The sequence below is a fragment of the uncultured Castellaniella sp. genome (assembly GCF_937988725.1).
Classification (GTDB): domain Bacteria; phylum Pseudomonadota; class Gammaproteobacteria; order Burkholderiales; family Burkholderiaceae_B; genus Castellaniella.
This window is the reverse complement of sequence record NZ_CALKHS010000004.1, coordinates 287,341-299,303: the sequence shown is the minus strand read 5'-3', so window position 1 is coordinate 299,303 and position 11,963 is coordinate 287,341. Positions and strand designations below refer to the sequence as shown.

11 protein-coding genes are annotated in these 11,963 nt (G+C 67.7%); 4 read left to right on the top strand and 7 right to left on the bottom strand.

Annotated features, from left to right (window positions below):
* Positions 1–64: 64 nt before the first annotated feature.
* The 5 genes from Q0263_RS04890 to Q0263_RS04870 form a co-directional block, all read right to left on the bottom strand.
* Positions 65–1,267: an ABC transporter substrate-binding protein gene (locus Q0263_RS04890; protein ID WP_298013864.1), complete on the bottom strand. Its 1,203-nt coding sequence runs from the start codon at positions 1,265–1,267 to the stop codon at positions 65–67.
* Between the two features lie 223 nt (positions 1,268–1,490).
* Positions 1,491–2,240: an ABC transporter ATP-binding protein gene (locus Q0263_RS04885; RefSeq protein WP_298013862.1), complete on the bottom strand. Its 750-nt coding sequence runs from the start codon at positions 2,238–2,240 to the stop codon at positions 1,491–1,493.
* On the bottom strand, positions 2,237–4,096 hold the full coding sequence (locus Q0263_RS04880) for a branched-chain amino acid ABC transporter ATP-binding protein/permease (protein ID WP_298013860.1): 1,860 nt from the start codon (positions 4,094–4,096) through the stop codon (positions 2,237–2,239). The genes Q0263_RS04885 and Q0263_RS04880 overlap by 4 nt, the downstream gene beginning before the upstream one ends.
* 4 nt (positions 4,097–4,100) lie before the next feature.
* Positions 4,101–5,138: a branched-chain amino acid ABC transporter permease gene (locus Q0263_RS04875; RefSeq protein WP_298013858.1), complete on the bottom strand. Its 1,038-nt coding sequence runs from the start codon at positions 5,136–5,138 to the stop codon at positions 4,101–4,103.
* A gap of 66 nt (positions 5,139–5,204) precedes the next feature.
* Entirely contained in the window at positions 5,205–6,374 is a 1,170-nt protein-coding gene (locus Q0263_RS04870; protein WP_298013856.1) for an ABC transporter substrate-binding protein, read from the bottom strand.
* Positions 6,375–6,659: 285 nt separating this feature from the next.
* On the opposite strand from Q0263_RS04870, the gene msrB reads away from it, so the two are divergent.
* Genes msrB through Q0263_RS04850 form a run of 4 tightly spaced genes read left to right on the top strand, consistent with a single transcriptional unit; the run spans position 6,660 to position 8,723 of the window.
* Positions 6,660–7,055: a peptide-methionine (R)-S-oxide reductase MsrB gene (msrB, locus tag Q0263_RS04865; protein WP_298013854.1), complete on the top strand. Its 396-nt coding sequence runs from the start codon at positions 6,660–6,662 to the stop codon at positions 7,053–7,055.
* Complete coding sequence (locus Q0263_RS04860) at positions 7,052–7,633, top strand: septation protein A (protein ID WP_298013852.1); 582 nt, start codon at positions 7,052–7,054, stop codon at positions 7,631–7,633. Before msrB ends, Q0263_RS04860 begins: the two co-directional genes overlap by 4 nt.
* Positions 7,630–7,932 carry a BolA family protein gene (locus Q0263_RS04855; RefSeq protein ID WP_298013850.1) on the top strand — a complete coding sequence of 101 codons (303 nt, stop codon included), beginning with the start codon at positions 7,630–7,632 and terminating at the stop codon, positions 7,930–7,932. Before Q0263_RS04860 ends, Q0263_RS04855 begins: the two co-directional genes overlap by 4 nt.
* Entirely contained in the window at positions 7,929–8,723 is a 795-nt protein-coding gene (locus Q0263_RS04850; RefSeq protein WP_298013848.1) for a peptidylprolyl isomerase, read from the top strand. The genes Q0263_RS04855 and Q0263_RS04850 overlap by 4 nt, the downstream gene beginning before the upstream one ends.
* Positions 8,724–8,812: 89 nt before the next feature.
* On the opposite strand, the gene ligA is transcribed toward Q0263_RS04850, so the two are convergent.
* Together ligA and Q0263_RS04840 are read right to left on the bottom strand one after the other, a co-directional pair.
* Positions 8,813–10,963 (bottom strand): NAD-dependent DNA ligase LigA, encoded by a 2,151-nt coding sequence (ligA, locus tag Q0263_RS04845; protein ID WP_298013846.1) that lies wholly within the window; start codon positions 10,961–10,963, stop codon positions 8,813–8,815.
* Positions 10,960–11,952, bottom strand: a complete 993-nt coding sequence (locus Q0263_RS04840; RefSeq protein WP_298013844.1) for a cell division protein ZipA C-terminal FtsZ-binding domain-containing protein — start codon at positions 11,950–11,952, stop codon at positions 10,960–10,962. The genes ligA and Q0263_RS04840 overlap by 4 nt, the downstream gene beginning before the upstream one ends.
* Positions 11,953–11,963 lie beyond the last annotated feature (11 nt).

Sequence of the window (11,963 nt, the reverse complement as noted above, 5' to 3'; positions counted from 1 at the left end):
ATCGACGGGCCGGAGTTTTTCATATCATGCCCCTTCGGGCCGGAGCATCTCCGGCCCGGCCCGATCAGCTCTTCTTGACCAGGGGGCAGGCGCTTTCCGACAAGGGCACCGACACCAGATCGGCCGGCAGGGTGCGCAGGATCTTGTAGTAGTCCCAGGGGCCCTTGGATTCGGCCGGAGTCTTCACCTGGATCAGGTACATGTCGTGGGCCATCCAGCCGTCCTTGCGGACGACGCCGTTGTGGGCGAAGAAGTCGTTGACCGGCAATTCACGCATTTTTTCGGCCACGGCCTTGCCGTCGGTCGTCCCGGCGGCCTTGACGGCCTTCAGGTAATGCAGGGTGGACGAATACACGCCGGCCTGCACCATGCCGGGTTCGCGCTGGGTCAGCTTTTCGAAGCGCGCGGAGAACTTCCGGCTGGCATCGTCGCGATCCCAGTAGAACGGCGTGGTCGCCACCAGCCCCTGCGCCTTTTCCAGGCCCAGCGCATGCACGTCGCTGATCACGATGCCCAGGGCCACCAGTTTCTGGCCGGCCTTGGTCAGGCCGAATTCGGCGGCCTGCTTGATGCTGTTGCTGGTATCGGCGCCGGCGTTGGCCAGCGCCACGGCCTGCGCCTTGGAGGACTGAGCCTGCAGCAGGAAGGACGCGAAGTCGGACGTGCCCACCGGGTGGAAGACCTCGCCGACGACCTTGCCGCCGTTCTTGTCCACGACCTTGGTCAGGTCGGCCGCCAGCTGCTTCCCATAAGCGTAATCGGCCCCCAGGATGAACCAGTTCTTGGCGCCTTCCTTGACCAGGCCGGTGGCCGTCCCCACCGACGAGGCGTAGGTGTCAAACGCCCAATGGAAGCCCGTGGGCGAGCAGGCCTTGCCCGTCAGGGCCGCGGAGAAAGGACCGGATGCGATGGTGATCTTGCCCTTTTCCTGCGCCAGGCCCTGCACGGCCAGGGCCACCGCCGAATTGGTCAGGTCGCCGATCATTTCGACGTGATCCACGTCGAACCACTTGCGGGCGATGGAAGTCGCGATGTCGGTCTTGTTCTGGTGGTCCGCGGACACCACTTCGATCTTGCGGCCCAGGACTTCCCCGCCGAAGTCCTTCACGGCCATCTGGGCCGCCGTCACCGACGTCACCCCGCCGAAATCGGAATACAGGCCCGACTGATCGTTCAGGATCCCGATGCGCAAGGGTTCGGCCGCACCGGCGAACTGGGGGATCGCCGCAGAAATCGCCAGGCACAGCAACAACTTCTTCATCTTCATGGAATGTCTCCGTTGATTATGCTTTGTGTTGCGAAGCCCCGCGCGAAACGCCAAGGCCCCCGCGCGGGCTGCCTTTCGAGGTTATCGTCGGGCCGCGGGGGTGTCAATGCGATGGAACCCTGCATGGGGGCGGTAGGGGCGTCTCAAGCCGATAAAGCCCCCCACGGCGCGGCCTGCAGGCCGCTTCGATTCGCCTGGCGTAGGACAGTCCGCAGGGACTGTCCTACGTCCCGGCGAATCCAAGGTAGCTTTCGACGACCCGGGGATGGGTGGCCAGCATGGACGCCTCGCCCTGCAGGACGACGGAGCCGGTTTCCAGCACGTAGCCGGTGTCGGCCACATGCAGGGCCGCGCGGGCGTTCTGCTCGACCAGCAGAATGGACACGCCCGTGCTGCGCAGCTGGGCAATGGTCTGGAAGATTTCCCGCACCACGCGGGGCGCCAGCCCCAGGCTGGGCTCGTCCAGCATCAGCAGGGACGGGCGGGCCATCAGGGCGCGGCCCACCGCCAGCATCTGGCGCTCGCCGCCCGACAGGGTGCCGGCCGCCTGGTCTGCCCGCTCGCGCAGGCGCGGGAACAGGGCGTAGACCTGATCCAGGGTATCGCGCCAGCCGCGCACCCCGGCGCGGTACAGGCGGAACCCGCCCAGCAGCAGGTTGTCGTGCACCGACATGCTGGCAAAGAGTTCGCGCCGCTCGGGCACCAGCGTCAGGCCCAGCCCGACCCGGCGCTCGATGTCCCAGTCCTGGATCTCCCGGCCCTGGAACAGGACGCGGCCCTGGCTGTGGCCGCGCTGCGGCAAGGCGCCCATCAGGGCGTTGAGCAGCGTGGATTTGCCGGCGCCGTTGGCGCCGATCACCGTCACGATCCGGCCCTGCCCCACCGTCAGGTCCAAGGGATCCAGGGCGGCGACCTTGCCGTAATGGGCCGACAGACCCCGGACCGACAGCACCGCGTCCGCGGCCGCCGTCATGATGCCGCTCCTGGATGCAGGCCAGGCGCACCGGCCGCCGCCGGGGCCGGCGCGACCGGATCCCAGTCATCGTCCAGACCGCCCAGATAGGCCTCCAGCACGGCGGGGTTGGCCTGGATGTCGGCCGGCACGCCTTCGGCCAGGGGGGTGCCGAAATCCATGACCAGCAGGTGATCGGTGAGCTTCATGACGAAATCCATGTCGTGTTCCACCAGCAGCAGGCTCATGCCCTCGCGGCGCAGCTGGTCCAGCACGGCCGCCAGGGCCTGTTTTTCCTGATAGCGCAGGCCGGCGGCGGGCTCGTCGAGCAGCAGCAGGACAGGGTCCCCGCACAGGGCGCGGGCGATTTCCACGATGCGCTGGCGGCCCAGCGGCAGGCTGCCGGCGGGCTGGTCCATGACGTCGCCCAGCCCCACCCGCTCCAGCTGGCGGGCGGCTTCCTGCAGCAGGGACGCCTCGCTGGCGCGGTCCAGCCGCAGCGCCGCCGCGACCACGCCGGCGCGGCTGCGCAGGTGCGCGCCCAGGGCGGCGTTGTCCAGCACCGTCATGTCCGGCAGCAGCTGCACGTGCTGGAAGCTGCGCACCAGGCCCCGGCGGGCGATGTCGTGGGCCGGGCGGCCGTCGATGCGGTCCCCCATGAACCGCACCTGGCCGCCGCTGAGCGGCAGGACGCCGCTGATCAGATTGAAGGTCGTGCTCTTGCCCGCGCCGTTGGGGCCGATCAGCCCCATGATCTCCCCGGCTCGCAACTGGAAGCTGATGTCGTTCACCGCCACCAGTCCGCCGAATTCCTTGCGGACGCGGTCGACTTCCAGCACCACCTGCCCGGCGGGCGGCAAGGGCCGATGCGGCAGGTCCGCCGCCGCTGCCGGCCGCGAACGGGCCGGCGCGCCGTCGGACGCACGCCCGCCCAGCCACTGGCCGATCCGGGCCAGCACCGGCCACAGGCCGTCGCGGGCGTACTGCAGCACCAGGATCATCAGCACCCCGAATGCCAGCAATTCCAGGTTGACGCCGTTGCCGACCAGCTTGGGCAGCAGATTCTGCAGCTGGTCCTTGACGATCAGGATGGCGGCGGCGCCGGCCACCGCGCCCCAGACGCTGCCGGCGCCGCCCACCACCGCCATGAACAAGTATTCGATGCCATACCCCAGGCCGAAGGGGCTGGGGCTGACGGCCCGCTGCATGTGCGCATACAGCCAGCCCGACACGCTGCCCAGCAGGGCCGCATAGACGAAGATCACGACTTTGTAGTGCGCCAGATCGACGCCGAACGATTCCGCCATGGATCCGCTGCGCAAGGCGCGGATCGCGCGCCCCGCGCGGGAATCCAGCAGGTTGTGCGTGGCCCACAGGGCCAGCAGCAGCACCAGCCAGATCAGCAGGTACATGGATTGGCCGGCCGCCAGCGACCAGCCGCCCAGCCTCAGGGGCGGAATGCCGGCGATGCCGTCGTAGCGCCCGAGGAAATCCAGATTGCCATACAGGTAATACAAGGCCAGGCACCAGGCCAGGGTGCACAGGGGCAGATAGTGGCCGGACAGGCGCAGGGTGATGACGCCCAACCCGTAGGCCACCAGGCAGGTCAGCGCCAGGCCCGCCAGCAGGCCCAGCCAGGGCGACACCCCCATGGCCGTCGTCAGCCAGGCGGTGGAATACGCGCCCAGCCCGACGAAGGCGGACTGGCCGAACGAGGTCAGCCCGCCGACGCCCGTCAGCAGCACCAGTCCCAGGACCACCAGGCTGTACAGGCCGATGTAATTCATCTGCGTGATCCAGAACGCCGGCACGCCCGGTATCCAGGGCAGCAATGCCAGCACGGCCAGGGCCGGGATCTTGATCCAGAGGAGGTGCATCGCGTCAGTCCTCCTCATCCAGATGCACGCTGCCGAACGAGCGCCACAGCAGCACCGGGATGATCAGGGTGAACACGATCGCTTCCTTGAAGGGGCTGGCCCAGAACGAGGAAAAGGCTTCGAGGATGCCGACGAACAGGGCGCCCGCCGCCGCGATCGGGTAGCTGACCAGGCCGCCGAAGATGGCGGCGACGAAGCCTTTCAGCCCGATCAGGAAGCCGGTGTCATAGTAGATGGTGGTGATGGCGGCGATCAGCATGCCCGACAGGGCGCCGATGGCCGCGGCCAGGGTGAAGGTCAGGCTGCCCGCGACCCGCGTGCTGATGCCCACCAACCGGGCGCCCCGGCGATTGACAGCGGTCGCCCGCAGGGCACGGCCATACAGGGTGCGGCTGAAGAACAGCCACAGCGCGGCGATCAGGACGACGCACAGGCCCAGCACGGCGAAGGTCTGGGCCGTCCATTGCACAGGACCGATCTGCACGCTGCCCTCGACCAGCGCCGGCGTGCGCCAGCCCTCGGCGCCGAAGAACAGCAGTCCCAGGCCCGTCAAGGCGAAATGCACGGCCACCGAGATGATCAGCAGGACCAGCACGCTGGCCTGCTCGACCGGCTGGTACACCAGGCGATAGATCATCGGCCCCATGGGGATGACCAGCGCCAGGGCGAACAGCACCTGCAGCGGCACGGGCGTCCCCGGCGCCGCCACGCGCGGCGCCAGCATCCACAGGACCAGGGGCAGGACCAGCGCCCAGAGCAGCGTGCGGCCGTAACCGCGCCACTGATGCCCGCGCCAGGCGGACACGGCTTCGAACAGGCAGACCAGGCCGCCCATCAGCACCAGCAGGAGCGCCGTGCCCGGCACCTTGCCGTTGGCCAGGAAAGCCAGCGACAGGGCGCCGAAGGTGACGAATTCACCCTGCGGGATCAGGATGACCCGGGTCACCAGGAACACCAGCACCAGCGCCAGGCCCAGCAGGGCGTAGATGGCCCCGTTCAGGATGCCGTCCTGCAGCAGGATCAGTACGATCGTCAGATCCATGCTCGCCCCGCCCCGTGAATGCGCCCCTGCCTTGCGGCGCGGCCAGAACCGCCTTGCGTCATGAGCTTACAGGTCCGGCTGGTAGGTCCACTTGCCATTGACGACCTTGACCATCACGCGGCCGCGCGTGTCCAGGCCGGCATGGTCCGTCGGGCTCATGGTGAAGATTCCCTGGGAAGCCGGCAATTCCTTGACCTGCTCCAGGGCGTCGCGCAGCGCCGAACGGAATTCCGGCGTGCCCGGCTTGGCGCCGGTCTTCAGCGCGCGCGGGATCGCATCGTTGATCAGCCGGCCGGCGTCCCACATGTGGCCGCCGAAGGTGTTGGTCGTCCCGGCGCCGTACTTGCCTTCGTAGGCCTGCACATAGACCAGGGCGCTCTTTTTCACCGGATTGCTGTCGGGCAGCTGCGCGGCCACCAGCAAGGGCCCGGCGGGCAGGATCATGCCTTCGCAGGCCTTGCCGCAGACCCGCAGCACGTCGTTGTTGGCCGCGCCGTGGGTCTGGTAGATCTGGCCCTTGTAGCCGCGCTCGACCAGTTCACGCTGCGGCAGCGCCACCGGCGTGCCCGACGCCGCGATCAGGATGCCGTCCGGCTTGGCGGCCAGCAGCTTCAGCACCTGGCCCGTGACGCTGGTGTCGGGGCGGGCGAAACGTTCGGCGGCCACGACCTTGATGCCCTTGGCCTGGGCGGCGGCCTTCATTTCCTGCAGCCAGCCGTCGCCGTAGGCGTCGCTGAAGCCGATGAAGCCCAGGGTCTTCACCTTCTGCTTGACCATGGCGTCGGCCAGCGCGCCGGCCATCAGGGCGTCGTTCTGGGGCGTCTTGAAGATCCATTTGCGCGGACCGTCCACCGGCTCGACCAGCTTGGCGTTGGCGGCCACGCTGATCATGGGCGTGCCGGTCTCGGCCGCCACGTCCGACATGGCCAGGGACGCGGGCGTCACCGACGTGCCCAGCACCACGTCCACATGATCGTCGGCCGTGAACTTGCGGATGTTCTTGACCGCCTGCGTGGTGTCGGTGGCGTCGTCCAGCACGATGTACTGGACCTGCTCGCCGCCGATCTGCGTCGGCAGCAGCGCGACCGTATCGCGCTCAGGGATGCCCAGCGAGGCGGCCGGCCCGGTGGCCGACACGGTCACGCCGACCTTGATCTGGGCCGAGACGGCCAGGGGCAAGGCGGCCAGCAGGGCGGCAGCGCCCAGGGTCAGGCGGAAGGAACGTGCAAATGTCATGGTTGTCTCCGTAGGTTTTTATTCGCCGCGCTTGCGCATCGGGGCCCCAGGCGGACGGGCGGACCCGCGCATCTGTGCAATTCCCGATGACAAATCAGCCCGTTTTCAGCATGAATCGTGATCGGGCGTCATATTATCGCAGGCTGACGCAATTTGCTGCTGAATACGTCCATCCGAGACCCCGGCCGCCGAAATGAAACCCGAGGTGACAGCCCGGGGACAGGGGAGGAAAAGTCGTTTAAGATAAACGAGTTACTGATTCAGAGACCCGATACTGGTTTTTTTGTGGACAAGGTCAATCGCACCGACGCCCAATGGCGCGCGCAGCTGTCGCCGGATGAATTCGCCGTCACCCGCCTGAAACACACCGAACGCCCTTTCACCGGCCGCTACTGGGACAACACCCAGGCCGGCACCTACGTGTGCGTGTGCTGCGGCACGCCGCTGTTCGTCTCCGACACCAAATTCGACGCCGGCTGCGGCTGGCCCAGCTACTTCGAACCGATCCGCCCGGACGCCATCCGCGAAGAACGCGACACCAGCCACGGCATGGTCCGCATCGAAACGCTGTGCGCCGCCTGCGGCGCCCATCTGGGCCACGTCTTTCCCGACGGCCCCGCGCCGACCGGCCTGCGCTACTGCATCAATTCCCTTTCCCTCAAATTCATCCCGGCCGAATGAAAAAATTTCTTTTCGACCTGTTCCCCCTGATCCTGTTTTTCGTGGCTTTCCGCTTTGCCGACATCTATGTCGCGACGGGCGTCGCCATGGCGGCGGCCATCGCCCAGATCGTCTGGCTGCGGCTGACGCACCGCGCCATCGAAGGCACCCACTGGATCAATCTGACCGTGATCGTGGTGTTCGGCGGGGCCACGCTGCTGTTCCACGACGATACCTTCATCAAGTGGAAGCCGACCGTCCTGTACTGGCTGTTCGCGGCCATCCTGCTGGGCTCCCGCGTCCTGACGGGCCGCAATCTGATGCGCCGGCTGATGGGCGAGAAGATCGCCCTGCCCGACCGCGCCTGGGCCCGCCTGAACGACAGCTGGGCGGCGTTCTTCGTCGCATCCGGGGCGCTGAACCTGTACGTGGCGTTTTCCGGCCGGTTCACCGAATCGCAGTGGGTGAATTTCAAGGTCTTCGGCCTGATGATCCTGCTGCTGCTGTTCGTCGTCGTGCAGTCGGTGTGGCTGGGCCGGCACATCCAGGCCGACGCGCAGGCGGATTCCGCGCCCGCCAAGGACACGGACGCCTCATGACGACAGCCTCGGCGCCCGCTTCAGCGGAAGATCTGCGCCAGCAGCTGCAGGCGCGGCTGCAGGTCCTGGATCCGGACACGCTGGACCTCATCGACGAATCCCACCTCCACGCCGGACATGCGGGCGCCCGGGGCGGCGCGCGGCACTTTCGGGTCCGGATCGCGTCCAAACAGTTCGAGGGGCTCGGAACTCTCGCACGCCATCGCCTTGTGTATGATTGCGTGCGGGATCTGATGCCTCATCCGATTCACGCATTGGCCATCGAGGCCAGCATTTCCCCCAACCAAGGACTTTCATGAAACGTATTGCTGTTGTGGCCCTGGCCTGCTCTCTGGCTCTGCCGGTCTACGCCAAGGATCTCGTCACGGTCAACGGCCAGGGGATTTCCCAGGCCAAGTTCGACCAGTTCGTCAGCCTGCTCGTCAGCCAGGGCGCTCAAGATTCCCCGCAGCTGCGCGATCAGGTCAAGCAGGAAATGATCAACCGCCTGGTCGCCGTCCAGGCCGCCGAAAAGGCCGGACTGCAGAAGGATCCCGCCGTCCAGCAGGAAACCGAGCTGGCGTCGCAAAGCATCCTGGTGCGCGCCCTGATGGCGAAGTACCTGAAGGATCATCCCGTCACCGACGCGGACATGAAGAAGGAATACGACACCCTCAAGGCCGAACAGGCCGACCGCAAGGAATACAAGCTGCGTCACATCCTGGTCAAGGAAGAAGACCAGGCCAAGTCCCTGATCAAGTCCATCAAGGCCAAGAAGACCACCTTCGAAGCCGCCGCGAAGAAAGACTCCATCGACACCGGCAGCGGCAAGAACGGCGGCGAGCTGGGCTGGGGCCCGACCAGCAACTACGTGCCCGAATTCGCCAAGGCCGTGGAAAGCATGAAGAAGGGCGAGATCAGCAGCGAACCCGTCAAGACCCAGTTCGGCTGGCACGTGATCCAGGTCGAGGACGAGCGCCCCGTCGCTTTCCCGTCCTTCGAGGAAGCCAAGCCCCAGCTGGAAGAAATGATGCGCCAGCAGGCTCTGGGCGACTACCAGAAAGGCCTGATGAAGGACGCCAAGATCGTGGACAACACCGCAGCCAAGTAATCCGCCATCGGCAGGTAAAAACGGGGCGGTCTTCCTGGGGAAGACCGCCCCGCTGCTTTTTTGCGCGGCCCATACCGGCCCGCCGCGCGTCAATGCTCCAGCAATTTCAGCAGGCCGGCTTCGTCCAGGACGGCGACGCCCAATTCTTCCGCCTTGGCGAGCTTGCTGCCGGCTTCCTCGCCGGCCACCACCCAGGCGGTCTTGCGCGACACCGAACCGCTGACCTTGCCGCCCGCCGCGAGGATCCGGCGGGTGGCCTCGTCGCGCGTCAGCGCGGGCAGCGTGCCGGTCAGCACCAGCGTCTTGCCGGCCAGGGGCTTCGCGCCGGCCGGAGCGGCATCGGCCTGCGGCTCCACACCCGCCGCCTGCAGCGCGGCGACGACCTCGCGGTTATGCGCTTCGGCAAAGAAGCGGCGAATGGAAGCCGCCACCACCGGCCCCACGTCGGGCACCTGCAGCAGCTGATCCTCGGAAGCGTCCATGATGGCCTGCATGGAGCCGAAATGGCGCGCCACGTCGCGCGCCGTCGTTTCGCCCACGTGGCGGATGCCCAGGGCATACAGCAGCCGCGACAGCGGCGGGCGGCGGCTCTGATCGATGGCCTGCACCAGGTTCTGAGCCGATTTCCGCCCCATGCGCGGATACGTGGACAGTTCCAGCTCGGTCAGGCCGTACAGGTCGGCCAGGGTGCGCACCCGGCCGCCATCGACCAGTTGTTCGATCAGCTTGTCTCCCAGGCCGTCGATGTCCAGGGCCTTGCGGCTGGCAGCATGCCACAGGGTCTGCTTGCGCTGGGCGGGGCAGAACAGGCCGCCCGTGCAGCGGGTGATGGCCTCGCCCTCGGGCCGTTCCACCGCGGACCCGCAGACCGGACAGACCGGGCAGGCGGCCAGCAGATCGAACGGCAGGGCGTCCGCCGGCCGCAAGTCCAGCACCGGCCCGACCACTTCGGGAATCACGTCTCCGGCGCGGCGCACGACCACCGTGTCGCCGATGCGGATGTCCTTGCGGTGGATCTCGTCCTCGTTGTGCAAGGTCGCATTCGTGACGGTGACGCCGCCCACGAAGACCGGCTGCAGCCGCGCCACGGGCGTCAGCGCCCCGGTGCGCCCGACCTGGACCTCGATGCCGACCAGGCGGGTGGTTTCCTCCTGGGCCGGGAATTTGTGCGCGATCGCAAAGCGCGGCGCCCGCGCCACGAAGCCCAGCACTTCCTGGGCGCGCAGGTCATTGACCTTGTAGACCACCCCGTCGATATCGTAGGGTAGCCCGGACCGTTCCGAACCGACCGAAGCATAGAAACGCAGCAGTTGCGCCGCGCCCCGGCAACGCCGGCGCCCCGGGCTGACGGCGAAGCCGAACGCCGCCAGCCAATCCAGCATGGCGGCATGGGTGGCCTGCGGCTGCAGATCGCGCCCCGCGGCGTCCCGGATCTGCCCCCAGCCATAGGCGTAGAAGCGCAGCGGCCGCGCCGCCGTCACGCGCGGATCCAGCTGGCGCAGGCTGCCGGCGGCCGCGTTGCGCGGATTGACGAAGGGCTTGTCCCCCCGGGACAGCTGCTGTTCGTTCAGGCGGGCGAAATCCGCCCGCGTCATCAGGACCTCGCCCCGCACTTCCAGCACGGCGGGCGCGGCGTCGCCGCGCAGGCGCAGCGGCACGGAACGCAGGGTGCGGATGTTCGCGGTGATGTCCTCGCCCTCGGAGCCGTCGCCCCGGGTGGCGGCCTGGACCAGATGGCCCTGCTCGTACCGCAGGTTGACGGCCAGGCCGTCGAACTTGTATTCCGCCACGTAGTCCACGCCCGGGATCGGCGCTTTGCGGCGCAGCTCGTCCGCGTCGCCGCTTGCGGGCGGTTCGGGTTCGTCAGGCACGAGGCAGTCCGCGGTGACCGCCCCGTGTCCGGGCTCATTCAACAGCCCGGATTCGGCCAGGATGGCCGTCACCCGGTCGTCGAAGGCCTGGATGTCCTGGTCTTCGAAGGCATTGCCCAGGGACAGCATGCGCACCGCATGACGCACCGGCGCGAAATGCCCCGAGGGAGAAGCCCCGACCCGCTGGGTGGGGGAGTCCGGCGTCACCCAGTCGGGGTGTTCCTGTTCGATCTCCTGAAGCCGGTTCATCAGCCGGTCGTACTGCGCGTCGGACACGGCCGGCTCGTCCAGCACGTAATAGCGGTGATTATGGGCTTCGATTTCGGCCCGCAGGTCCAGCAGTTCCCGGCGCAGGGAGTCGTCGGTCACGAAAACACCCGGGCGGTGCGCTCGGTGCCGGCCAGGAAGCCGGCCTGATCCAGCTGGTCGTACAGGGCGCTGATCTGCTTGTCGATCGCGGGCGCCGAGGCGTCCTGGAAGGTGCGGCCCTGATCGTCCAGCACGTGGGCTTCCAGGCGCTGGGCCAGATCGCGCCCCACCGCCACCATCCGGCTGAAGGCCTGGTCATCGGGAATGCTGTTGGGCACATCCAGGATCAGGTCCGCCCGGTGGGACGGGCCTTCCGACTGCTGATCGACCTGCAGGACGAAACGCGGCAGGCCATTTTCGGCCATCCAGGCCCATTGCCCGCGCGACTGCACGAAACCGGCCTCGGCGGCGGCCTCCGCGATGGCGGCGGCGGACCGCGGGGCCGCCAGCTGCAGGATCAGGCCGACCTGCGCATCCATGGCGGCGCAGCGCGCATCCAGTTCGGCCGCCTGTTTCAGGACCACGTCCTGTTCGGGGGCCTCGATCTGTCCGTCGAAGCGTTCGGCCAGATTCTGCGCCAGGGTCCAGAGATTGGACCATTCGATGGCCGTCAGCGCCCCGCCCCGATTGGCCATCACCACGGCCAGCTGCAGCGACACGTAGGATTCGTCGGCCCGCAGCCGGGTGCGATGGCCGCCGCCTTCCCGTTCGGCGAAGACGCGCACGGGTTTCTTGCCCACCCGGGCGATGGACTGCACGGCCTCCGACAGCGCCTCGCCCGATGCCGGATGCGCCAGGGCGATGTCGATCACGGCCTCGCAGGCGGGATCGATTTCGGGGGACTCGTCGGCCACGGCGGCGCGATCGGGTTCCCAGAGGCTGGGCTCGCGCCGGGGCGCGACGTCCTGCATGAGCGCATCCTGCTCGGATTCGGGCATGGTCGCCCGCATGCTGCGCCGCGCGCGCCATTCCTGCCAACCGTTATACAGCAGCACGACGACGATCAGCGCCGCCCCAATCGAAATCAGCAAAATCTGCAAATCGCTCATAAAGACCTCGT

Bases quoted from the DNA above. Each gene is read 5' to 3' on its own strand.
- Q0263_RS04850 (WP_298013848.1), top strand. From the start codon at position 7,929: ATGAAACGTATTGCTGTTGTGGCCCTGGCCTGCTCTCTGGCTCTGCCG.
- Q0263_RS04855 (WP_298013850.1), top strand. From the start codon at position 7,630: ATGACGACAGCCTCGGCGCCCGCTTCAGCGGAAGATCTGCGCCAGCAG.
- Q0263_RS04840 (WP_298013844.1), bottom strand. From the start codon at position 11,952: ATGAGCGATTTGCAGATTTTGCTGATTTCGATTGGGGCGGCGCTGATC.
- Q0263_RS04860 (WP_298013852.1), top strand. From the start codon at position 7,052: ATGAAAAAATTTCTTTTCGACCTGTTCCCCCTGATCCTGTTTTTCGTG.
- Q0263_RS04880 (WP_298013860.1), bottom strand. From the start codon at position 4,096: ATGCACCTCCTCTGGATCAAGATCCCGGCCCTGGCCGTGCTGGCATTG.
- Q0263_RS04885 (WP_298013862.1), bottom strand. From the start codon at position 2,240: ATGACGGCGGCCGCGGACGCGGTGCTGTCGGTCCGGGGTCTGTCGGCC.
- Q0263_RS04890 (WP_298013864.1), bottom strand. From the start codon at position 1,267: ATGAAGATGAAGAAGTTGTTGCTGTGCCTGGCGATTTCTGCGGCGATC.
- Q0263_RS04870 (WP_298013856.1), bottom strand. From the start codon at position 6,374: ATGACATTTGCACGTTCCTTCCGCCTGACCCTGGGCGCTGCCGCCCTG.
- Q0263_RS04875 (WP_298013858.1), bottom strand. From the start codon at position 5,138: ATGGATCTGACGATCGTACTGATCCTGCTGCAGGACGGCATCCTGAAC.